The organism is Enterobacter sp. 198, assembly GCF_009025585.1.
GTDB lineage: Bacteria > Pseudomonadota > Gammaproteobacteria > Enterobacterales > Enterobacteriaceae > Enterobacter > Enterobacter ludwigii.
On sequence record NZ_WCIM01000021.1, the window covers coordinates 1 to 21728 of the forward strand.

General features: G+C 52.6%; 21 protein-coding genes and 2 pseudogenes. 12 read left to right on the plus strand and 11 right to left on the minus strand.

Annotation, left to right across the window (positions count from 1 at the left end):
• The 4 genes and pseudogenes from F8561_RS12350 to catA all read right to left on the minus strand — a co-directional run.
• Positions 1 to 536 (minus strand): DMSO/selenate family reductase complex B subunit (locus F8561_RS12350; protein WP_151887524.1); only part of this gene is annotated, 536 nt, incomplete at its 3' end.
• 10 nt (positions 537 to 546) lie between these two features.
• Positions 547 to 2984, minus strand: a pseudogene (ynfE, locus tag F8561_RS12355) (selenate/tellurate reductase subunit YnfE).
• Positions 2985 to 3129: 145 nt separating this feature from the next.
• Complete coding sequence (locus F8561_RS12360) at positions 3130 to 3423, minus strand: DUF1161 domain-containing protein (protein ID WP_014169881.1); 294 nt, start codon at positions 3421 to 3423, stop codon at positions 3130 to 3132.
• Between the two features lie 173 nt (positions 3424 to 3596).
• Entirely contained in the window at positions 3597 to 4295 is a 699-nt protein-coding gene (gene catA / locus F8561_RS12365; protein WP_108648356.1) for a type A chloramphenicol O-acetyltransferase, read from the minus strand.
• 421 nt (positions 4296 to 4716) lie between these two features.
• On the opposite strand from catA, the gene F8561_RS12370 reads away from it, so the two are divergent.
• On the plus strand, positions 4717 to 5427 hold the full coding sequence (locus F8561_RS12370; protein WP_151887525.1) for a YnfC family lipoprotein: 711 nt from the start codon (positions 4717 to 4719) through the stop codon (positions 5425 to 5427).
• Positions 5428 to 5443: 16 nt separating this feature from the next.
• On the opposite strand, the gene speG is transcribed toward F8561_RS12370, so the two are convergent.
• The gene (gene speG / locus F8561_RS12375; RefSeq protein ID WP_020884265.1) at positions 5444 to 6004 is read right to left on the minus strand and encodes a spermidine N1-acetyltransferase; all 561 of its coding nucleotides are present in this window, start codon (positions 6002 to 6004) and stop codon (positions 5444 to 5446) included.
• On the minus strand, positions 6004 to 6342 hold the full coding sequence (locus F8561_RS12380) for a DUF1283 family protein (RefSeq protein ID WP_020884264.1): 339 nt from the start codon (positions 6340 to 6342) through the stop codon (positions 6004 to 6006). The genes speG and F8561_RS12380 overlap by 1 nt, the downstream gene beginning before the upstream one ends.
• A 152-nt stretch (positions 6343 to 6494) precedes the next feature.
• Between F8561_RS12380 and F8561_RS12385 the strand changes: the two genes are divergently transcribed.
• From F8561_RS12385 to F8561_RS12405, 5 genes are all read left to right on the plus strand, one after another.
• Complete coding sequence (locus tag F8561_RS12385; RefSeq protein ID WP_025204305.1) at positions 6495 to 6821, plus strand: YnfA family protein; 327 nt, start codon at positions 6495 to 6497, stop codon at positions 6819 to 6821.
• A 113-nt stretch (positions 6822 to 6934) separates the two neighbouring features.
• Positions 6935 to 8149: a starvation-sensing protein RspA gene (rspA, locus tag F8561_RS12390; RefSeq protein WP_020884262.1), complete on the plus strand. Its 1215-nt coding sequence runs from the start codon at positions 6935 to 6937 to the stop codon at positions 8147 to 8149.
• A 14-nt stretch (positions 8150 to 8163) separates the two neighbouring features.
• Entirely contained in the window at positions 8164 to 9183 is a 1020-nt protein-coding gene (locus tag F8561_RS12395; RefSeq protein ID WP_020884261.1) for a Zn-dependent oxidoreductase, read from the plus strand.
• Positions 9184 to 9256: 73 nt separating this feature from the next.
• Positions 9257 to 10636, plus strand: coding sequence for an MFS transporter (locus tag F8561_RS12400; protein ID WP_014169890.1), 1380 nt, complete (start codon positions 9257 to 9259; stop codon positions 10634 to 10636).
• A gap of 220 nt (positions 10637 to 10856) precedes the next feature.
• Positions 10857 to 12320 carry a mannitol dehydrogenase family protein gene (locus F8561_RS12405; protein WP_151887526.1) on the plus strand — a complete coding sequence of 488 codons (1464 nt, stop codon included), beginning with the start codon at positions 10857 to 10859 and terminating at the stop codon, positions 12318 to 12320.
• Positions 12321 to 12363: 43 nt separating this feature from the next.
• Here the strand turns inward: F8561_RS12405 and ydfZ are convergent, their stop codons facing one another.
• Positions 12364 to 12567 (minus strand): putative selenium delivery protein YdfZ, encoded by a 204-nt coding sequence (gene ydfZ, locus F8561_RS12410; RefSeq protein WP_013096785.1) that lies wholly within the window; start codon positions 12565 to 12567, stop codon positions 12364 to 12366.
• A 289-nt stretch (positions 12568 to 12856) separates the two neighbouring features.
• Between ydfZ and F8561_RS12415 the strand changes: the two genes are divergently transcribed.
• Positions 12857 to 13288, plus strand: coding sequence for a universal stress protein (locus F8561_RS12415; protein WP_014169892.1), 432 nt, complete (start codon positions 12857 to 12859; stop codon positions 13286 to 13288).
• Between the two features lie 35 nt (positions 13289 to 13323).
• Here the strand turns inward: F8561_RS12415 and F8561_RS12420 are convergent, their stop codons facing one another.
• Both F8561_RS12420 and ydfG read right to left on the minus strand, forming a co-directional pair.
• A complete protein-coding gene (locus tag F8561_RS12420; RefSeq protein WP_014169893.1) occupies positions 13324 to 14010 on the minus strand; it encodes a GntR family transcriptional regulator in 687 nt (228 codons plus the stop codon).
• Positions 14011 to 14101: 91 nt separating this feature from the next.
• Complete coding sequence (gene ydfG / locus F8561_RS12425; protein ID WP_020884259.1) at positions 14102 to 14848, minus strand: bifunctional NADP-dependent 3-hydroxy acid dehydrogenase/3-hydroxypropionate dehydrogenase YdfG; 747 nt, start codon at positions 14846 to 14848, stop codon at positions 14102 to 14104.
• Positions 14849 to 14990: 142 nt separating this feature from the next.
• On the opposite strand from ydfG, the gene dcp reads away from it, so the two are divergent.
• The 3 genes and pseudogenes from dcp to F8561_RS12440 all read left to right on the plus strand — a co-directional run bounded on the left by dcp (position 14991) and on the right by F8561_RS12440 (position 18239).
• Complete coding sequence (dcp, locus tag F8561_RS12430) at positions 14991 to 17024, plus strand: peptidyl-dipeptidase Dcp (RefSeq protein WP_151887527.1); 2034 nt, start codon at positions 14991 to 14993, stop codon at positions 17022 to 17024.
• An 83-nt stretch (positions 17025 to 17107) separates the two neighbouring features.
• A pseudogene (locus tag F8561_RS12435) lies at positions 17108 to 17397 on the plus strand (DUF4113 domain-containing protein); the annotation flags it as partial.
• Positions 17398 to 17561: 164 nt separating this feature from the next.
• Positions 17562 to 18239, plus strand: coding sequence for a DUF1963 domain-containing protein (locus F8561_RS12440; protein WP_032677601.1), 678 nt, complete (start codon positions 17562 to 17564; stop codon positions 18237 to 18239).
• 76 nt (positions 18240 to 18315) lie between these two features.
• On the opposite strand, the gene F8561_RS12445 is transcribed toward F8561_RS12440, so the two are convergent.
• Both F8561_RS12445 and F8561_RS12450 read right to left on the minus strand, forming a co-directional pair.
• Positions 18316 to 18822 carry an AAA family ATPase gene (locus F8561_RS12445; RefSeq protein ID WP_032681109.1) on the minus strand — a complete coding sequence of 169 codons (507 nt, stop codon included), beginning with the start codon at positions 18820 to 18822 and terminating at the stop codon, positions 18316 to 18318.
• Positions 18823 to 19110: 288 nt separating this feature from the next.
• Complete coding sequence (locus tag F8561_RS12450) at positions 19111 to 20013, minus strand: LysR family transcriptional regulator (protein WP_040017377.1); 903 nt, start codon at positions 20011 to 20013, stop codon at positions 19111 to 19113.
• Positions 20014 to 20149: 136 nt separating this feature from the next.
• Here F8561_RS12450 and F8561_RS12455 point away from each other — a divergent pair, with 136 nt between their 5' ends.
• Positions 20150 to 20896, plus strand: coding sequence for an SDR family oxidoreductase (locus F8561_RS12455; RefSeq protein WP_121339731.1), 747 nt, complete (start codon positions 20150 to 20152; stop codon positions 20894 to 20896).
• A gap of 79 nt (positions 20897 to 20975) precedes the next feature.
• Positions 20976 to 21650, plus strand: coding sequence for a glutathione S-transferase family protein (locus F8561_RS12460; RefSeq protein ID WP_151887528.1), 675 nt, complete (start codon positions 20976 to 20978; stop codon positions 21648 to 21650).
• Positions 21651 to 21728: the final 78 nt, after the last annotated feature.

Consider the following 21728-nt stretch of genomic DNA (forward strand, 5'->3'; position numbering starts at 1 on the left):
GGCTTCGTGAAGTGCGCGGACGGCAGCGGCGCGACGGCCGCCAGCTGACCATGTTTTTTACGCAGCTCGTCGATAGGACCGAAGTCCAGCGCACGCAGCGGACAGGACTCCACGCAGATCGGCTTTTTGCCGTCTGCCACACGAGTGTGGCAGCCGTCGCACTTGGTCATATGCCCTTTGGCGGCGTTGTACTGCGGGGCACCGTACGGACAGGCCATGTGGCAGTAGCGACAGCCGATGCAGACATCTTCATCCACCACCACAAACCCGTCGTCACGCTTGTGCATCGCCCCGCTCGGGCAGACCTTGGTGCAGGCCGGGTCTTCGCAGTGGTTGCAGGCAATCGACAGGTAGTAGGCAAACACGTTCTGATGCCAGACACCGTTGTCTTCCTGCCAGTCACCGCCTGCGTATTCGTAAATACGGCGGAAGCTGACGTCCGGGGTTAAATCTTTGTAATCCTTGCAGGCGAGCTCGCAGGTTTTGCACCCGGTGCAGCGGCTGGAATCAATAAAAAATCCATACTGAGTGGTCATCACTTACTCCTTACGCCTTCTCGATCTGCACCAGATTGGTATGCTGCGGGTTACCTTTGGCCAGCGGTGACGGGCGGTGCGTGGTCAGGGTGTTGATGCATGAACCGTGGTCGACACGATCGCCGTTCATATTGGCGTCATGCCAGGCTCCCTGGCCCATCGCGCTCACACCGGGCATGATGCGCGGTGTGACTTTCGCTTCGATGCGTACTTCGCCGCGATCGTTAAACACGCGCACCGTATCGCCATTTTTGATGCCGCGTTGCGCCGCGTCCACGGGGTTAAGCCAGACCTCCTGACGGCAGGCGGCTTTCAGCACGTCGACATTGCCGTAGCTGGAATGGGTGCGAGCTTTGAAGTGGAAGCCGAAGAGCTGCAGCGGGAATTTATGACGTTCCGGGGCGTCCCAGCCGTCGAAGGTCGAGGCGTAGACCGGCAGCGGGCTGATGGTTTCGTCGTCGGCGAGCTCCCAGGTAGCCGCAATCTCTGCCAGCTTGCTGGAGTAAATTTCAATCTTGCCCGAGGGGGTGTTGAGCGGATGAGCCTGCGGATCATCGCGGAATTTTTTATAGGCCACGAAGTGCCCGGCCGGATCTTTACGCTTATAAATACCCCTCTCTTTCAGTTCGTCATAGGACGGCAACTGCGGATCTTTGTCGAGCATTTTGGCATACAGATACTGCAGCCACTGCGCCTGGGTACGTCCTTCGGTAAATCGCTGATGAATATCCGGGCCGAGGCGTTTCGCCACTTCACTCATGATCCAGTAGATCGGTTTGCGCTCAAACTTCGGTGCGGTCACGGGCTGAAGGAAAATCAGGTAGCCCATGTTGCCTGCATAATCGTTAGGAATAATGTCTTCCTGCTCAACGGTCATTAAATCGGGCAGCAGGATGTCAGCATATTTCGCCGACGAGGTCATGAAGTTGTCGATCACCACGATGGTTTCGCATTTACTCTCGTCCTGCAGAATATCGTGGGTTTTGTTGATGTCGGAATGCTGGTTGATGATGGTGTTGCCGGCGTAGTTCCAGATGAATTTGATCGGCACATCCAGCTTCTCTTTTCCCCGCACGCCGTCGCGCAGGGCGGTCATTTCGGGTCCGCGCGCGATGGCGTCGGTCCAGCTAAAGCATGAGATTTGCGTTTTCACCGGGTTATCCGGCAGTGGCATACGCTCAATAGTGATCGTGTAGGTCGATTCACGCGCGCCGCTGTTACCGCCGTTAATACCGACGTTTCCGGTCAAAATCGGCAACATGGCAATGGCGCGGGAGGTCAGCTCGCCGTTGGCCTGGCGCTGTGGGCCCCAGCCCTGACAGATGTAGGCCGGTTTGGTACTGCCAATTTCCCGTGCAAGCTTGATGATGCGATCGGCCGGTATGCCTGTGATGCGCGAGGCCCATTCCGGCGTTTTGGCGATGCCATCATCACCCTGACCGAGAATATACGCTTTGTAATGCCCGTTAGCAGGCGCACCTTCCGGCAGCGTTTTTTCGTCATAGCCGACGCAGTACGTATCGAGGAACGGCTGATCGACAAGGTTTTCGTCGATCAGTACCCAGGCGATACCCGCGACCAGCGCGGCGTCCGTCCCCGGGCGAATCGGGATCCACTCGTCTTCGCGCCCGGCGGCGGTGTCGGTATACCGCGGATCGATGACGATCATGCGCGCGTGAGAGCGCTCGCGGGCCTGCTCGAGATAATAGGTTATCCCGCCGCCGCTCATTCGCGTCTCTGCCGGGTTATTGCCGAAATCACCACCAGCTTCGTGTTTTCAATATCTGAGGTGCTGTTGCCATCGTTGCTGCCGTAGGTGTAGGGCATTGCACAGGCTATTTGCGCGGTGCTGTAGGTGCCATAGTGGCTTAAAAAGCCGCCGTAGCAGTTCATCAGACGCGCGACCAGCGAAGCATAAGGGGAGGAGCGGGTGATATTGCCGCCCACAATGCCGGAGGAGTAGTTAATGTAGACCGCTTCGTTGCCGTATTTTTCGACGACATCTTTCAGGCTGCGGGTAAGGGTGTCCAGGGCTTCATCCCATGAGATACGCTCGAATTTGCCTTCACCGCGTTTCCCTACGCGCTTCATGGGGTAGTTCAGACGATCGGGGTGGTTGATCCGACGGCGAATAGAACGCCCGCGCAGGCAGGCGCGAACCTGATGATTGCCATAAATATCCTCACCGGTGTTATCCGTTTCGACCCAGTAAACTTCTTCATCACGGACGTGAAGACGCAGCGCGCAACGGCTCCCGCAGTTGACCGAGCAGGCACCCCAGACCACTTTGTCTTCAGCGGGCTTTACGGCGTTTTGTACCGCGGCAGCGGCGCGTTTGAGGCCAAAAGGCAGTGAAATCCCCCCGGCGGCAAGTGCCAGAGAGCCTATTGCAGTGGATTTAACCAACGTTCGACGGCTGATCCCGCCGTGATTTTCGACATCGGACATAACTCACCCCATCATTTTAATTGCGTATTATTTTCGCCCGTGATTACAACCGGGCTAATGATGGGGTGAATGTTACTTATTTGGAGGTATTAAATATTAATCCTCATCAAGTCAAAGGGAATTGGCCGCGAGAAAGTAATTAAAATCACTGAGGTTCGCCCTGACCATTATCCTGCATCCCTGATGCGGCACCGCTACCGGTGCGGGTATAGAGAATTTTAAAGGTATCGTTCGCACAATGACCGACTACCTGTGCATCCGGCTGGTCAGCCTGATCGTTTGGCACAATATTCAACGTAAAGCCGGACTCGGGCACGCCGTTATTGATGATTTTCTGCTGAATGTCGCTTTTTACGCGCTCGCAGGAATCCGGGGCAGCCAGAGCCGCTGTAGAAGCGCTCATTAACAGCAGGGCGGTAATCCAGGGTAACCGTTTCATCTGTAGCTCCTTTTCTCTGTGTGTCGGTTAAGCTTAGCAGGGTTCGTGTAAGCTTTTGTTATTGGGGATAACTTTCTGAACAATCTTATACAGGCTTCCTGCGCTCATTTTCCCCAATTTCAATTTCCATCAACACGTCCTGCGGGCGGTGATACCCGCCCGGCATCGCGACGCTAAGCGCGGTGCGTTTTGCTCTGCACCTGTTGTTCGCCGGAGTGATGCCGTAAGTCATCACACATCGCCTGTAATTCATTGAACAATCTTGCCACATGGAAACCATCGCACACGGAATGATGGACCTGCACGGCGAGGGGCAACAATACTTTTCCACCCTGGTTGACGTATTTCCCCATCGTGAACATGGGGGCAAAAAAGTTCTGCATATTGGCTACGTTGATATTAAAACTGGTAAAACTTGACCAGGGGATCGCCGACACGAAAAATACATTTTCCCGTGACTCTTCCTTCGGCCAATAAGAAAGGCTATTACCATAGCGAGCAACATCTTCCGAATAAACGTTCTGGAAATGATCAATATTGCCATCGAAGTGACTCCATAATGAAGAAAAGGTCTCCGTTTCATTATGGAAAATGGTATAGCTTGGATGAATTTCATTCCATATGACAAGTTCATTGTTCTTCATGGCCATACGGAATTCCGAATGGTTGTTGACGATTTTAGAAAGGAGGGAAATCATCGTCGGATAAAATTTCCAGCCCAGTTCTTTTATATCCCTGAGCAATGCGGTGATGTCTATTTGAACAGTTTGATTAAATGTAGATTGAGCAAAGGACTGAAATACCTCGAAATGTTCTTTTCTGGCCCAACGTGATAAGTCAACAGGCGTATATGCAGGGATTGTTTTTTTCATTTTTTAACCTTTGATGAGCAATCAAAAATCAGCGTTTTGCCTACGTTTTTTCATGAATAAAGAAAGCATAGAGATTCCAGGCGGTTTTGGACGCGAACGCATTTGTGAGGGTAGCGCATCCTTATAGAGGAAGAAAGGGGATGGTAAACATTTAATATATCAAAGAAAAAGTTAGATGGTGCAATCTGCCGGCGTTTTCATGTTGTTAATATGTCACAGAATATCCGTCATGCGCTCAAAACAGGTGTGTTTCCTGTTCAACAGCGGGCACAGCGCCTTCTCGTTCTGGCGAGGTTTTGCAGAGGGTAAGAGAGATTAATGCATTGATTGTACGTCTCTTTTCGCCTGACATTTTGCTATCGTGTGAACAACGGTATTTGCTAATATGATCGGGAATACTCTCCCTGATTCGGTAAATGATGTGAAGAACTACGCAGCGATAACGCTAATGGCAGCAACACTGGTGGGGTGCGACAACCCTTCCGCGCCGCTGTCGTTTACGCCCGAGATGGCGAGCTTCTCCAATGAATTTGATTTTGACCCTCTGCGCGGCCCGGTAAAAGACTTTACCCAGACACTGTTCAACGACAAAGGTGAAGTCTCCAAACGGGTAACCGGTACGATGTCGACGGAAGGGTGTTTCGATACCCTCGAACTGCACGACCTCGAGGCCAATACCGGCGTGGCGCTGGTACTGGATGCTAATTACTACCTTGATGCGGAAACCCAGCAGCGAAAAGTGAAACTGCAGGGGAAATGCCAGCTGGCCGAATTGCCGTCGGCGGGCGTAACGTGGGATACCGACGATAACGGGTTTGTGGTGGCGGCGCACGGCAAAGAGATGGAAGTGAAGTACCGCTATGATGCGGATGGCTATCCGCTGGGGAAAACCACCGTCTCCGGGGACCAGCATTTATCCGTCCAGTCGACGCCGTCTAAAGATCTTCGCAAAAGAATGGATTACTCCGCCGTGAGCATGCTGAATGACAAACCGCTGGGCAACGTCAATCAGAGCTGTGATTACGATCGACACAATAATCCGGTGAGTTGCGATCTGACGATCACCGACAACAGCGTGAAGCCCGCCGTTGAGCGCAAGTACACCATTAAGAACAGTATTGAATACTACTGAGAAAAAGCCGCGCAGGTTACTGCGCGGTGGGTTTCAGCAGGCTGGCGCCTGACGGTTTGTGTCCGGCCAGGTGCTGATGCTGGAAGATGCACATGCGAATGGTGTTGCGGTATTCACCGTTGATAAAGAACTCGTGAACCAGCTCGCCTTCCACCATAAAGCCCAGCTTGCGGTAGATATGGATTGCTTTCTCGTTCTCTTTATCCACGATGAGATAAAGCTTGTAGAGATTCAGGACGTTGAATCCGTAATCCATCGCCAGCTTCGCCGCCCGCGTGGCAAGACCTTTCCCCTGATGCTCAGGTGAAATGATAATCTGGAATTCTGCCCGACGATGAACGTGGTTGATCTCAACCAGTTCCACCAGACCGGCTTTTTCACCTTCACACTCCACGACAAAACGGCGTTCGCTCTGATCGTGTATGTGCTTATCGTAGAGATCCGACAGCTCAACAAACGCCTCGTAAGGCTCTTCGAACCAGTAGCGCATCACGCTGGCGTTATTGTCGAGCTGGTGGACGAAGCGCAGGTCTTCACGCTCCAGCGGGCGGAGCTTTACGTCACACTGCACTGACATTATGGCGCGACCGTGCGGCCAGTACGACGATCCAGGCAGCGCAGGGTATTTGGCTCCCAGTAGGCGTTAACGTTGGCACTTTGCTGACACTTATCGCGCGCGTCGAAAGCGACATCTTCTTTGTCCCACTCTTTTTCAACACGTTTGTTCACCTTCTGGCGAAGGCTACGGGTGTCATTCCATTGTTCTTTGTCCATGGCGGCGTTCTGACGGCTTTGCGCGCTGTCGCCAGACTCAATAATGAGTTTGCTGGTTTCGGCGGTGGCAGAGGCGGCAAAGGCGAACGATGACAGCGCCAGCAGGGCTGTCAGACAAAGGCGTTTGCTTAATGTAGTCATAGCGTTTCCTTTTAAATGGGCGCAGATAATTAAGTTATCCCGTTCAGATTCTACACCAAAGAGAAATAACGGCATACCCGCGGCACGGGTATGGAAAAGTAAACGATATCATCAGGTATGATGTCTAAATAAATCATCACATGACCGTAAATATGCTCAAAACCACTCTGCTTTTTTTTGCCACTGCGCTGTGTGAAATCATCGGCTGCTTCCTTCCGTGGCTCTGGCTGAAGAAGGGGGCAACCGTATTCCTGCTGATCCCGGCGGGCATTGCGCTGGCCCTGTTTGTCTGGCTGTTGACGCTGCACCCGGCGGCCAGCGGGCGCGTCTACGCCGCTTATGGCGGGGTTTATGTCTGTACCGCGCTGCTGTGGTTACGCGTGGTGGATGGTGTGAAGCTCAGCGCCTATGACTGGGCCGGGGCGCTGGTTGCGCTGTGCGGCATGTTGATTATTGTTGCCGGATGGGGGCGCGCCTGAGCGCCCGATTTTTTTGTGACCGTTCGCTGATTTTATGATCATTATACTTGTATGGTAGTAGTGCAGAAGAGTAAGTTTCCAGCATCACAATGAGCGATGTAAGGAAATGGATTATGAAGATTGTCGGGGCTGAAGTCTTTGTTACCTGCCCGGGGCGTAACTTTGTCACCCTTAAGATTACCACCGACGAGGGCATCGTCGGCCTGGGTGATGCCACCCTCAACGGACGTGAACTTTCGGTGGCCTCTTATCTGAAAGATCACCTCTGCCCGCAGTTGATCGGCCGTGATGCGCACCGCATTGAGGATATCTGGCAGTTCTTCTATAAAGGCGCCTACTGGCGTCGTGGTCCGGTCACCATGTCGGCCATTTCCGCCGTGGATATGGCACTGTGGGATATCAAAGCCAAAGCGGCCAATATGCCGCTCTACCAGCTGCTGGGCGGCGCATCCCGGGAAGGGGTGATGGTCTATTGTCATACCACCGGACACTCCATTGATGACGTGCTGGAAGATTACGCCCGGCATAAAGAGATGGGCTTTAAGGCGATCCGCGTCCAGTGCGGCGTGCCGGGTATGAAAACCACCTATGGCATGTCGAAAGGAAAAGGGCTGGCCTACGAGCCCGCCACTAAAGGTGACTGGCCGGAAGAGCAGCTCTGGTCCACCGAAAAATACCTCGATTTCACACCGAAGCTGTTCGATGCGGTGCGCAGTAAATTTGGCTTTAATGAGCATCTTTTGCACGACATGCACCACCGTTTGACCCCGATTGAGGCGGCGCGATTCGGTAAGAGCATTGAAGCATTCCGTATGTTCTGGATGGAAGATCCTACGCCTGCGGAAAACCAGGCCTGCTTCCGTCTGATCCGTCAGCACACGGTCACGCCGATTGCGGTTGGAGAAGTGTTTAACAGTATCTGGGACTGCAAGCAGCTTATTGAAGAGCAGCTTATCGACTATATCCGCACCACCATTACCCACGCGGGCGGCATCACCGGCATGCGGCGCATCGCGGACTTCGCCTCGCTTTATCAGGTGCGTACCGGCTCACATGGACCGTCGGATCTGTCGCCTGTTTGCCACGCCGCCGCGCTGCATTTTGACCTGTGGGTGCCAAACTTTGGTGTACAGGAATATATGGGTTACTCCGAACAGATGCTGGAGGTCTTCCCGCACAGCTGGCGCTTTGATAATGGCTATATGCATCCGGGCGACAAACCCGGGCTGGGCATTGAATTTGACGAAAAACTGGCGGCGAAATACCCGTACGATCCTGCCTATCTTCCGGTTGCCCGTCTCGAAGATGGCACGTTGTGGAACTGGTAAACGAGGAGCGAACGATGAAAAGCGTAGTGATTCAACAACCCAACGCACTGGTGATTGAAGATCGTCCACTCCCGGAACCCGCGGCAGGTGAAGTGCGCGTCAACGTCAAACTGGCCGGTATTTGCGGTTCAGACAGCCATATTTACCGCGGGCATAATCCGTTTGCCCGATACCCGCGCGTGATTGGCCATGAATTTTTTGGTGAGATTGATGCCGTTGGTGAGGGAGTTGACCCGGCCCGCGTGGGCGAGCGCGTCTCGGTTGACCCGGTGATCAGCTGCGGACACTGCTATCCGTGCTCCGTGGGCAAACCCAATGTCTGTACTTCTCTGGTGGTGCTGGGCGTTCATCGCGACGGAGGCTTTAGTGAGTATGCCGTCGTACCGGCAAAAAATGCCTGGGTTGTTCCGGACGCTATTCCAGATAAACACGCGGTAATGATCGAGCCGTTCACGATTGCCGCTAACGTGACGGGCCACGCACAACCCACCGGGCAGGATATCGCCCTGATCTACGGCGCAGGCCCCATGGGCCTTGTCACCCTCCAGGCGCTGAAAGGTGTCTATAAGGTGAAGCAGGTTATCGTTGTCGATCGGATCAATGAACGGCTGGCGATGGCGCAACGCAGCGGCGCGGACTGGGTGTTCAACAACGCGGAGCTGTCGTTACAGGCGGCGCTGGAAGAAAAAGGGATCAAACCAACGCTTATTATTGACGCAGCCTGTCATCCGACAATTTTACAGGAAGCCATCACCATTGCCTCTCCGGCGGCACGCATCGTGCTGATGGGGTTTTCCAGCGACCCAAGCCAGATTGTTCAGCAGGGGATCACCGGAAAAGAGCTGGCGATATTCTCATCACGGCTGAATGCCAACAAATTCCCCGTCGTCATCGACTGGCTGGAAAAGGGGCTGATCGACCCGGACAAACTGATCACCCACACTTTTGACTATCACCACGTAACAGACGCCATCGAACGGTTTGAAAAAGATCAGCGGCAGTGCTGCAAAGTCTTACTCACGTTCGGGCAATAATAATTCACGCGGTTAAGAGCCTGCGCAGACAGGCTCTGAGTGGTACGCATCTTACCTTGCAGAGATAGCCATTATGACGCAAACACAACCACAAAGAACGACTTCAGATCTGGTGAAAGCCGCCGTTTCCGGCTGGCTGGGTACCGCACTGGAGTTTATGGATTTCCAGCTCTATTCGCTGGGGGCCGCACTGGTATTCCATGAGATCTTCTTCCCGGAACAATCGGCCGCAATGGCGCTGATTCTGGCGATGGGGACGTACGGTGCAGGCTATATCGCGCGCATTGTCGGCGCCTTTATCTTCGGGCGAATGGGCGACAGCATTGGCCGTAAAAAGGTGCTGTTTATCACCATTACTATGATGGGGATCTGCACGACCCTGATCGGGGTCTTGCCGACCTACGCGCAGATTGGGATTTTCGCGCCCGTGCTGTTAGTGACGCTGCGTATTATCCAGGGGCTGGGGGCAGGGGCTGAAATCTCCGGCGCCGGGACCATGCTGGCGGAGTACGCCCCTAAAGGGAAACGCGGCATTATCTCCTCGCTGGTGGCGATGGGCACCAACTGCGGGACGCTAAGTGCAACGGCTATCTGGGCAATTATGTTCTTCGCCCTCGACCGCGAACAGTTGGTTGCCTGGGGCTGGCGTGTCCCGTTTCTTGCAAGCGTGGTGGTAATGATCTTCGCCATCTGGCTGCGAATGAACCTCAAGGAGAGCCCGGTATTTGAAAAAGTGAACGAGGCTGAGACAACCGCACCGGTGACAAAACACGATTTATCATTTGCAGCGATGGTGAAGAGTAAGTCCTTCTGGCTGGCAACCGGGCTGCGTTTTGGTCAGGCGGGGAATTCGGGACTGATCCAGACGTTTCTTGCCGGGTATCTGGTTCAGACGCTGCTGTTCGATAAAGCGATCCCCACCGATGCGCTGATGATAAGCTCAATTCTCGGGTTTATCTCTATCCCGCTGTTGGGCTGGCTCTCCGATAAAGTAGGGCGTCGTCTGCCGTACATTCTGCTCAATATCTCCGCCATTATTCTGGCGTACCCGATGCTGTCGATTATCGTTGATAAGAGCTATGCGCCGGGCGTGATCATGCTTTCCATCATCGTTATCCATAATTTCGCCGTACTGGGACTGTTCGCCCTGGAAAACATCACGATGGCGGAGATGTTTGGCTCGCGTAACCGCTTTACCCGGATGGCTATCTCAAAAGAGGCGGGCGGGCTGGTGGCGGTAGGCTTTGGGCCAGTGCTCGCCGGGATCTTCTGCAATATGACCGGTTCCTGGTGGCCAATTGTCGCCATGATGATCGCCTACTCCGTGATTGGGCTGATCGCCGCCATCTGCATGCCAGAGGTCTGCGATCGTGATTTGAGCGTGGCGGAAGATGCGGCGGAGGGGCCGGCACGTGATTCCGTTGGCTATGGGGCGGTTTCATCGCGGCGGTAATGGTTTATATCTTTAGTGACATGTCACACAACTTTATGTTCATGTCACACCACATGCGTAAAAGTTAATATAAATCAAAATCTCAAACTGCAGGATCAGTATGGTTAATGGCAGTTCTTTTTTACCCCGACTGCCATTCTAGTTGGTGTAGTCAGCAGGCGCTGCTGCTCATTCAGAGCGGCAGCGAATCCCAGCGTACATAACTTAACGAGTCTTAATCATGGAAAACCGGTTATTACAGGCGAAAGCGACGCTTCCTCAGTACGATCGCGAACGCCTCAAGGCACGCATTGTTCATTTAGGGTTTGGCGCATTTCACCGTGCGCACCAGGCGGTGTATGCCGACATTCTCGCCGCGGAATATAATAGCGACTGGGGTTACTGTGAGGTAAACCTGATTGGCGGTGAACAGCAGATTGCCGATTTGAACGCACAGGATCATCTCTACACCGTGGCGGAAATGTCTGCCGATGCGTGGACATCGCGGGTGGTGGGCGTGGTCAGGAACGCACTGCATGCACAGGTTGACGGGCTGGAACGCGTGCTGGCCGCACTGTGTGAGCCGCAGGTGGCGATTGTCTCGCTCACCATTACTGAAAAGGGATATTGCCACTTGCCGGCGACCGGGAAACTGATATTCGATCACCCGTTAATCGCCGCCGACCTGCAAAACCCGCATCAGCCGAAATCTGCGCCGGGTGTGGTGGTGGAAGCACTCGCGCGACGCAAAGCTGCCGGGCTGCCCGCGTTTAGCGTCATGTCCTGTGACAATATGCCGGAGAACGGTCACGTCATGCGTAATGTGACCTGCGCTTATGCCCGCGCGGTTGACGGCGAGCTGGCAGACTGGATTGAATCCAGCGTCACTTTCCCGTCCACCATGGTGGATCGCATTGTTCCCGCGGTTACACCGGAGACGCTGGATAAAATTGAGCAGCTGACCGGCGTTCGTGACCCGGCAGGCGTGGCGTGCGAACCGTTCCGTCAGTGGGTGATTGAGGACAACTTTGTTGCAGGCCGTCCGCAGTGGGAAAAGGCCGGGGCGGAGCTGGTTTCAGACGTCATTCCGTTTGAAGAGATGAAGCTGCGCATGCTTAACGGCAGTCACTCTTTCCTCGCGTATCTTGGCTATCTGGCGGGGTACCCGCACATCAACGACTGCATGGAAGACGAACACTACCGTACTGCCGCCCATGCGCTGATGCTGAACGAGCAGGCGCCGACCTTAAAAGTGAAAGGCGTTGATTTAGGCCACTATGCAGACCTGTTGATTGCCCGCTACAGCAACCCGGCGTTACGTCACCGTACCTGGCAAATCGCAATGGACGGCAGCCAGAAGCTCCCGCAGCGTATGCTCGATTCCGTGCGCTGGCATCTGGTGCATCAAAAAAGCTTCCCGCTGCTGGCATTAGGCATTGCAGGCTGGATGCGGTATGTCGGTGGTGTCGATGAGCAGGGCAACGCTATCGACGTGAGCGACCCGCAGCTGGCGGTCATTCAGGCGGCGGTGAAGGGAAGTGCTGAGGGCGAAGACCGGGTGAAGGCGCTGCTGGGCATTGAGGCCATTTTTGGCAAAGAACTCCCGCATGAAACCGTCTTTGTGGATGCGGTAATGCGTGCTTACCAGACGTTACTGCAAAAAGGTGCAAAAGCCACGATCGCAGAGTACGCGGCGAACTGCTAAGTCATCACATGCCGCCGCGTGCGGCGGCATGATGTCGCATGAATCAGTGCATACCCAGGCGAATTAGTTCAATCGGTTCGAACTTACCTTCGCAACCTTCCACTTCTACCGTTTTGCTGCGACGCACCTGCGCGGCATCCAGCCCTTCGCTGTGGATCGCTTTAATCACGCCGGTGTGTCCTGTGCCATTGATCATTACACGGCTGCCGGTGGTAATTGCGTTACGGTTACGGTCGTATGTCATCATGGTATTTTCTCCTCTCTCACTTATCCGTTACGGCGCTATTTCAGGTTTCACCGTTCACGGGGCACTATAAATACGCCTGTCTGCATCTCATTTTTTTGTTTTTGATCAAACTCACACTTTTTTCTCAATATTGGTGGGTGCTGACGGTTCACGACAGCAATTTACAAAGCCCACATTTATTTTCCTTTATTGATAGTTTCTGCAGGCAAGCGTTTAGGGTTTGTTTATATTCCGGCTGTCATTCTTGGAGCAGGGAATACCCCTTTCACAGGAATAAGGAGTCAGGCTTATGTATAAGAAGATTTTAATGCCTGTTGATGTATTTGAAATGGAATTGAGCGACAAAGCGGTTCGCCACGCGGCCAACCTTGCAAAGGCGGAAGGTGCGTCGATTACGCTGGTGAACATTCTCCCCAACAGCAGCCGCTCGTTGCTGCGCGGATTCAACGCCGATATCAAAAAGTTTGAAGCGTTTATGACCGCAGAATCCGGGAAGAAAATGAACGAGCTAAAAAGGCTGTTTGATCTCCCCGGGGAGAATATCCACAGCCTGGTCTGCTTTGGCAACGTGCGTGACGAAATTATCAAACTGAGCAAAGAAGGGGAATATGACGTGATCGTCATCGGGTCGAAAAACCCGAGCATCAGCACCCATCTGCTCGGTTCAAATGCGGAATCTATCCTGCGCTATGCGAGTATTCCGGTGCTGGTGGTTCGCTAATCTCTTCGCCGCAACCGAAACGGGGGCGGCGTATTTTACTCTTCGCTAAACCAGTCGCTGTTTTCCTGACGAATTAACTGTACGGATTCGCTGATTTCCTGCAGGTGCAGCGTCATCGCTTTTTCTACACCGTCCTGATCGCGTTTTTCCAGCGCACTGAAAATATCATGATGCTGTCGTAGCAACATTTCCGGTGGTGAGACGTGGTCGAGGCTCATATAGCGCACGCGGTCGATGGTGGCTTTGATGTTTTCAATCGTGTCCCATGCCAGCTGACAGTCCGCAATTTGCGCCAGCTTCTGGTGAAACTCGTCATCAAGCTGGAAGAAGTCGTTGAGCTGTTTACGGTCAATCGCAATACGCTGCTGATGCAGGTTTTGCTCCAGCAGATAGCACTGGTTATCGTCAATCAGCGATGCGGCCCGGCGCGCCACCGCGCACTCAATGGCCTGACGGACAAAACACCCGTTACGCACCTGGGAGAGCGAGATTTTGTTCACATAGCTGCCGCGCTGCGGGCGGATCTGAATCAGACCGTTTTCTGCAAGCTTGATAAACGCCTCACGCACGGGCTGGCGGGACACGTCAAACCGCACGGACACCTCTTTTTCAGAGAGCGGCGTTCCGGGTGGGATCAGGCAATGGACAATATCACGTCGCAAAATGCGATAGATTTGCTGGTTTACAGGCTGGGTAGGATTGAGTTGCGATTCAGCGGCCATGAGTTGTCATTTCTCAGAGAGTTAGCCTGAACATACTACCATTCTTTTATGGCCTGAAACAGACCCGGCCCGCAGGCCGGGAAGGGCAATTTTAGCCACGATGGACGCTAAGTCCGCCAAAACTCTGGCTGACTGGCATCATTTCTACCGTGTTAATGTTGACGTGTTTTGGCAGCGTTGCCACCCACCAGACCGCTTCGGTGACATCTTCCGGCGTCAGGGCGTTCGCATTCTCGTAGGTTTTGTCTGCTTTCGCGTCATCACCTTTAAACCGAACGTTGGAAAATTCGGTTCCGCCTACCAGGCCCGGCTCAATATCGGTCACGCGAATGGCGGTGCCGTGCAGATCGGTACGCAGGTTAAGGCTGAACTGGCGCACGAAGGCTTTGGTCGCGCCATAAACATTACCGCCCGCATAAGGCCAGCTTCCGGCGGTCGAACCGATGTTAATAATGTGGCCGCGATTGCGCTCAACCATGCCTGGCAGCACGGCGCGGGTCATGTACACCAGCCCCTTGTTATTTGTGTCGATCATGTTTTCCCAGTCTTCGACGCTGGCTTTGTGGGCAGGCTCCATACCGAGCGCCAGACCGGCGTTGTTGACCAGCAGGTCAATGGCACGCCATTCGGCCGGCAGGTTAGCAATCATCTCTTCGATGGCGGCACGGTTACGGACATCAAGCTGCGCGGTCAGGATGCTGTCACCCAGCTCATCTTTCAGCTCCTGCAGACGCTCCTGACGACGACCCGTCGCAATCACCTTATGTCCGTTGGCGACGAAGCGACGCGTGATGCTTTCACCAAAACCTGCCGTTGCCCCGGTAACTAAAATAATCATCTCACTGTTCCTCAACGCTTTTTGTGTTGTACTAACATAGCACGGCCGAGAAGGATGCGTTAAGGCAACATTTGTATGACGGCATTGCAGGCAGTGGCGGCCTGGCCTACTCTGGGAGGATAACCGTACTCAGGAGTGAAAGATGTCGGCCACTAATCCCTTTTTTGAAAGCAGCCTGTTGCCTTATCAGGCACCCCGATTCGACGAAATCAACGACGGCTACTACCGCCCGGCATTCGATGAAGCGATACGCCAGAAGCGAGCCGAAATTGACGCGATTGTCGCGCAAACGGCCGCCCCCGATTTCAACAATACCGTGCTGGCGCTCGAAAAAAGCGGTGCCATGCTCTCGCGTGTTAGCAGTGTTTTCTTCGCCATGACCTCTGCGCACACCAATGATGACTTACAGGCGCTTGAAGAGCAGATCTCTACCGAGCTTGCTGCGCTGGCGAACGATATCTGGCTTAACGACACGCTGTTCTCTCGCGTGGAGAGCGTCTGGCAGGATTGTGCTGCGCTGGACGCCGAATCCCGTCGGCTGGCAGAAGAGACGTACCAGCACTTTGTGCTGGCCGGTGCGCGGCTGAATGATGCAGAAAAAGCGGAGCTGAAAGCGCTGAATACCGAGGCGGCTACCCTCACCAGCCAGTTTAATCAGCGTCTGCTGGCCGCCACCAAAGCCGGTGGGCTGGTCGTGGATTATGCTCATCAGCTTGATGGACTCAATCCTGACGAGATTGCGACGGCTGCCCATGCCGCCGCGGAGAAAGGGCTGAACGATCGCTGGTTGATTCCGCTGCTTAATACCACTCAACAACCCGCACTTTCCGCGCTGCGTGACCGTCAGACGCGGGAAAATTTGTTTAACGCGGGCTGGACGCGTACCCAGAAAGGGGATGAAAACGATACCCGGGCACTGATCCTGCGTCTCACCGCGTTGCGTGCGCGTCAGGCAAAATTGTTGGGGTTTGAGGACTACGCAAGCTGGAGTATCGCCGATCAAATGGCGAAAACACCTGCCGCCGCGTTGGCTTTTATGCGCGGAATTGTACCCGCCGCACGCACCCGAGCGACGCTTGAGCAGGCCGATATCCAAAAAGTGATTGATGACGAGCAGGGCGGGTTCACCGTGCAGGCGTGGGACTGGGCCTTTTATGCCGAGCGCGTGCGCCAGGCGAAATATGCCCTCGACGAGTCGCAAATCAAGCCGTACTTTGCGCTCAACACGGTGTTGCAGGATGGCGTATTCTGGGCTGCAAGCCAGCTGTTTGGCCTCCGCTTTGTCGAGCGTTTCGATATTCCGGTTTACCATCCTGATGTCCGCGTGTGGGAGATTTTCGACCACACCGGCGAAGGGATGGCGCTGTTCTACGGTGATTTCTTTGCCCGCGAATCGAAAGCCGGTGGGGCGTGGATGGGGAATTTCGTCGAGCAATCGTATGAGTTTGCCTCGCGCCCGGTTATTTACAATGTCTGCAACTATCAAAAACCGGCTAACGGTCAGACGGCGCTGATCTCCTGGGACGATGTGGTCACCCTGTTCCACGAGTTTGGTCATACGCTGCACGGTCTGTTTGCCAGCCAGCGCTACGCCTCCCTCTCCGGCACCAATACGCCGCGTGATTTTGTCGAGTTCCCATCGCAAATCAACGAGCACTGGGCGAGCCACCCGCAGGTGTTTGCCCACTATGCCCGCCACTATCAGACCGGAGAGCCGATGCCCGAGGCGCTGCGCGATAAAATGCTTAACGCGACGCAGTTTAATAAAGGTTATGACATGACCGAGCTGCTTAGCGCTGCGCTGCTGGATATGAACTGGCACGGCATCAGCGAACCCGTGGACGATGTTGACACCTTTGAAGCGGCAGCACTGCACAAAGAGGGGCTGGATCTGCCCGCCGTTCCACCGCGCTATCGCAGCAGCTACTTCGCCCATATCTTCGGCGGCGGCTACGCGGCGGGATATTATGCCTACCTGTGGACGCAGATGCTGGCGGACGATGGCTATCAGTGGTTTGTCGAGCAGGGTGGTTTGAAACGCGAAAACGGACAGAAATTCCGCGAGGCCATTTTGTCGCGCGGGAATAGTACTGATTTAGCTGAACTTTACCGGAACTGGCGCGGCCACGATCCGAAGATCGAACCGATGCTGGAGAATCGTGGATTGAGTGCTTAAGGGCTTTTTTAGTATGGGAACAGAACCGGGCGCGATGCCCGGTTTTTTGACCGATTTTTCTTCCCCAAAATCATTAACGCCACATAAAGTGCCTGGATAAAATCTGGAAGGATGGCCATCGTTACCAGAAAGCCGGAATAATGTCGGGTGACTTCTTCAGCCAGGGGGGGCCCAGCTCAACCTTTTCGATGAGAACGCACCGTATGCTGGCAGCGAAAAGTTGATTAAGGTGCTCGATCACCTGAATGCGAAAGACGGGAAAGGCACGCTTTACTTTGCAGGACAGGGCATACAGCAGTATTGGCAGATGAACCGTGAAATGCTGTCGCCGAGATATACGACCAGATATTCAGATCTGCTAAGGGTCCGGTGATTTTCCCAATTTCCAGGGCCGTTATGTGCCAGAAGCGGACCTCCGTAACTATCCTGAAGAGGAAGCACAGAAATATTTAGGTCTGTTGGGTAATAATTACGATATATAATAAAAACTCCTCCATTTCAGAATCCAAGAGTATGGGCATACGCAAGGATGCAATTATGAAATCCAAGAGTGCGTTAGTTTTAGAAGAACTCAGATCCAAATTACGTACTGCATCTGTGGCACAAGTCGGTGGTTTCCGCCCTACAGCAGACCCAATTACATCCTGGTTTTTAAAAGGAGTCGCTCTTCCAGGTGAAGGGTTGCCAGTTTGGAAGGGGCAGCCGATGTTTCCGCTTCTCCAGATTCGCGTAGATGAGCTTCCCGTGATTCCTGAACAACTGAAGGGGATCGCGCTCTTAGTGCTTTATCATAATATGGAAAGCCATCCATTTGATAAACCTCATGGCGAGGGGTGGCTAATACGAGAATACGCAACCCTTGATGGGCTTGAGTTATTGCCTGCAATTAACACTCCATATCGAGCATTTCCGGTTCGGTGGGTGAGTGTCAATGATGATGCTCCGGGATGGGAGGATGCTTGGGATATTATTGACTTGTCTGACGTAAACGATGATGAGGATGCAAGTAATAGATTCTATGATGGTTTTAACCGGTACAGGGGAACCAAGGTTGGAGGATATCCAATGGAGATACAACATGGTGTGGGGATTCAAGATTTTGTCTTTCAAGTGGGGTCAGAAGAAAAAGTAAACTGGATGTGGGCGGACAATGGTATCGGCTACTTTCACAAATCCCCAGAGGGACTTTGGACGTTTTCATGTCAGTTTTACTAGAAACTCAACGTCCTCTTATCGCTCACAGCGGACCTTGCGGCTCTTATGCCGGTCCGCTTTGTGCAGAAAGGTAAATTCAGCTGTATTCAATAATATCAAACCCTTCATCAGCCGTTGGCTCTGCGAAAAAGCGCGTTATGGTTTCAAATTGTTGATCTGAGGCTGTAAATTCATGCATTCCTTCTGCATTACGGGCGCGCAAGCGGGATTTACATACTTCATCAGTAACTTTCAGGTAATGCAGCCTGTTACTGGCACCTGACTCCTTAATGATGCTCATCATCCATTCACGATTGGTTTGTGTGTTTGCCGGAAAATCCAGAACTACGGATAAACCCGCTTTGAGTAGCGACACCAGATGAGGCTTCATAGCGTTTCTGAGTCTTGAGGAATACTGCACATAATCAGCTATGGATTGCATTTCATTGGCAAAGAGGGCAGCCAGCCAATAATCTTCACTGACAATTATGGTGCCGGGTAATGCACCTAACTTTGCTGACAATGTGGATTTGCCTGATGCGATTTTCCCACATAACAAGTGCAAAGTGGGTTTTTCTGACGTTGTTACTGAAGTGATATCCATTATTTACCTCACGGGATTGTTACCGGTAAGGCCCGCCTTACCGGCGGGAAAATGGCGAACGTTATCCCACCTGAGTCAGACAGGTGATAATAATCATTGAATGGAATAGGACAGAGTGTGTTTTCATTGTCATTCAAGTTAACAGGGCCTGAATGCAAAATCAGCAATTTTTTCCCTTATAAATTGAATGTCCACTCCAGTGAGTTTGGCCGCTTCGTGCCAAGAGCGGAAGTTATTTACACCTTGCTATGCAATTTACGGCCAGCCGGTCAGTTCGTCATCTCAGCTTCATTTCAATGGGTTGTAAACTTTGAAGCCGGGATTTTTTTCAAAAATCTCAGCAACAAAATCCATGAACACAATCGCGCGTTTTGGTAAAAGTCGATTTGCAACATAAACAGCCTGAATGGGAACGGGAGATGCAGTGTAATCCGCCAGTAATAATTGTAAGTTGCCATTTGCCAGTCCCTCCTCGAACAACCATTCTGGGCCCTGTGCGATCCCAACCCCAGCATTGACAAATTTCTGCACTGCTTCAGGTGAATTGACCCTGAGCCGGCCAGAAACAGGCACATCCATATCCCGAAATCTCCAGGTAGCGCCCGTTGATAATAGGGTATAGATCAAACAATCATGTTTTTTTAAATCCTCCGGGGTGTCAGGAATCCCATGTTCAGCCAGGTACTTGTGACTGGCAACACAGACTCGCTCATACATGCCAAGTCTGCGGGCACGCATTGCACTGTCCTCAAGGTGACCAATGCGGATTGCCAGCTCAGCGCCTTCATCAACGAGATTGATATAGCGGTCATTAATCTGTAGATCGAGTGTTAGCTCAGGGTAGCGTTCTAAAAAATCGGGTATGCGCGGAATCAAAAATGTGTGAGCCAGTGCAGTGGGACAAGCAACGCGCAGTAACCCTGTGGGCGTCACATTTTCTCTGAAAGAAGACTCTGACTCTTCGACCGCTTCCAGAATACGCCTTGCTTCCAGATAATAACGTTCTCCTTCAGGAGTCAGGGAAAGCTTGCGGGTTGATCGGTGGAGTAATCTGGTCTGCAAATGCTCTTCGAGGGTTGCAACATGACGACTCACGTTCGGTTGCCCTAAGCCTAAATCCCTGCCTGCTGCAGAAAAGCTGCCTGTCTCCGCAGTGCGGACAAAGCATGTCATCAAAAGTAATCTGTCCATCCTAAACCTATTTATGCTTTTAACGCATGGAACATATTCATAAATACAATCTTATCACCCTTAAAGCATGAGTATAGAGTGGCGATCAAATCGGTCATTTGCCGATCAGCTGTTAAAACTCACGGGAGATATGTTCATGTCCAGATTACAAGGTAAACGCGCACTCATCACGGGTGGAACAAGTGGTATTGGTCTTGCAACCGCGAAGCTGTTTGTCGCAGAAGGTGCACGCGTAATGGTTACTGGTATTAACCCTGATTCTGTCGCAAAGGCGAAACTCGAGCTGGGTAAATATGTGGTCGTCGTGAGCGCGGATTCTGCAGATGTGAATGCACAGAAAGCGCTGGCTCAGACGGTTCAGGAACATTTTGGTGAGCTGGATATTGCTTTCCTGAATGCGGGTATATCAATGTATATGCCAATTGAGGCATGGACAGAAGAAATGTTCGACCGCATTTATGATATCAACGTTAAAGGTCCTTATTTCCTGATGCAGGCGCTGTTGCCAGTGTTCGCAAGCTCTGCATCAGTGGTCTTTAATACATCTATAAATGCGCACACGGGCCCGGTGAACTCTTCAGTTTATGGCTCCACCAAAGCCGCATTACTCAACATGTCGAAAACACTGTCTAACGAGTTACTTTCTCGCGGGATCCGTATCAACGCGGTGAGCCCAGGCCCGGTTGACACGCCGCTTTACGATAAGGCGGGGATCCCCGTGGAATATCATGATCAAGTGATGAAAGATATCGTTGCAACCATCCCTGCCGGTCGTTTTGGTAAGCCTCAGGAAGTCGCGCAAGCGGTGCTTTACTTTGCCTCCGATGCGTCTGCCTGGACCGTGGGTTCAGAAATCATCATCGACGGCGGCGTTTCAATCTAAGCCACCAAAATAAGATTTACAATTCATCAAGCCCGCCACCTTTTATGGCGGCGGGCTATTATTTTATCTGGGGGTTGAGATGTCTACCCATGACCTGACACTGATTAGCCACCCATTGTGTCCCTTTGTGCAGCGTTCAGCGATCGTTCTTCTCGAAAAAAATGTGCCATTTGACCGTGTAAATGTAGATCTGTCGGCGAAGCCTGACTGGTTTCTTGCTCTGTCACCCACCGGCAAGGTACCGCTACTTAAAGTGCATCATGCAGAGGGCGAAGATGCCATTATTTTTGAGAGCATGGTGATCTGCGAGTATCTTAATGAAACGCAAGATGGTGATTCGCTGTATGCTGACGATGCATTAGAAAGGGCTAGACAGCGAGCATGGATCGAGTTCTCTACATTAATGCTTGGAAATGCCTGGCAATTTTTAAATGCGACTGATCAGGCCATGGCAGACAGCAAACGCGCTGTGCTCCGTGAGCAACTTGAATATATTGAATCTGAATTGAATTCAGGGCCTTATTTCTCGGGTTCCAAATTCAGTATGGTTGATGCGATCTACGCTCCTGTTTTCCGTTACTTCTCCATCATTGATGCATCAGTATCTGAGGCGATTTTTGAGGAACTTCCGCGGATTTCCGCATGGAAAACTGCACTTGCGAAAAGGGAAAGCGTAAATGCCGCTGTATCACCAGATTATGCAGAACTTTTCCAAAATCATCTTCGTCAGCATTCTGCAATTCTCGCTGCCTGAAGATATTTTTTGAGAAACCGTGACCTGCTCTTCTCCCTGTTGATTATCAGATGCCAATGATAGTCCCAGCTCCCGGTT

Coding starts and splice junctions, on each gene's coding strand:
- rspA (WP_020884262.1), top strand. CDS start 6,935: ATGAAGATTGTCGGGGCTGAAGTCTTTGTTACCTGCCCGGGGCGTAAC.
- F8561_RS12460 (WP_151887528.1), top strand. CDS start 20,976: ATGTCTACCCATGACCTGACACTGATTAGCCACCCATTGTGTCCCTTT.
- F8561_RS12380 (WP_020884264.1), bottom strand. CDS start 6,342: ATGACTACATTAAGCAAACGCCTTTGTCTGACAGCCCTGCTGGCGCTG.
- F8561_RS12420 (WP_014169893.1), bottom strand. CDS start 14,010: ATGGCCGCTGAATCGCAACTCAATCCTACCCAGCCTGTAAACCAGCAA.
- F8561_RS12440 (WP_032677601.1), top strand. CDS start 17,562: ATGAAATCCAAGAGTGCGTTAGTTTTAGAAGAACTCAGATCCAAATTA.
- F8561_RS12445 (WP_032681109.1), bottom strand. CDS start 18,822: ATGGATATCACTTCAGTAACAACGTCAGAAAAACCCACTTTGCACTTG.
- ydfZ (WP_013096785.1), bottom strand. CDS start 12,567: ATGATGACATACGACCGTAACCGTAACGCAATTACCACCGGCAGCCGT.
- catA (WP_108648356.1), bottom strand. CDS start 4,295: ATGAAAAAAACAATCCCTGCATATACGCCTGTTGACTTATCACGTTGG.
- F8561_RS12415 (WP_014169892.1), top strand. CDS start 12,857: ATGTATAAGAAGATTTTAATGCCTGTTGATGTATTTGAAATGGAATTG.
- F8561_RS12385 (WP_025204305.1), top strand. CDS start 6,495: ATGCTCAAAACCACTCTGCTTTTTTTTGCCACTGCGCTGTGTGAAATC.
- F8561_RS12400 (WP_014169890.1), top strand. CDS start 9,257: ATGACGCAAACACAACCACAAAGAACGACTTCAGATCTGGTGAAAGCC.
- dcp (WP_151887527.1), top strand. CDS start 14,991: ATGTCGGCCACTAATCCCTTTTTTGAAAGCAGCCTGTTGCCTTATCAG.
- ydfG (WP_020884259.1), bottom strand. CDS start 14,848: ATGATTATTTTAGTTACCGGGGCAACGGCAGGTTTTGGTGAAAGCATC.
- speG (WP_020884265.1), bottom strand. CDS start 6,004: ATGTCAGTGCAGTGTGACGTAAAGCTCCGCCCGCTGGAGCGTGAAGAC.
- F8561_RS12405 (WP_151887526.1), top strand. CDS start 10,857: ATGGAAAACCGGTTATTACAGGCGAAAGCGACGCTTCCTCAGTACGAT.
- F8561_RS12450 (WP_040017377.1), bottom strand. CDS start 20,013: ATGGACAGATTACTTTTGATGACATGCTTTGTCCGCACTGCGGAGACA.
- F8561_RS12455 (WP_121339731.1), top strand. CDS start 20,150: ATGTCCAGATTACAAGGTAAACGCGCACTCATCACGGGTGGAACAAGT.
- F8561_RS12360 (WP_014169881.1), bottom strand. CDS start 3,423: ATGAAACGGTTACCCTGGATTACCGCCCTGCTGTTAATGAGCGCTTCT.
- F8561_RS12395 (WP_020884261.1), top strand. CDS start 8,164: ATGAAAAGCGTAGTGATTCAACAACCCAACGCACTGGTGATTGAAGAT.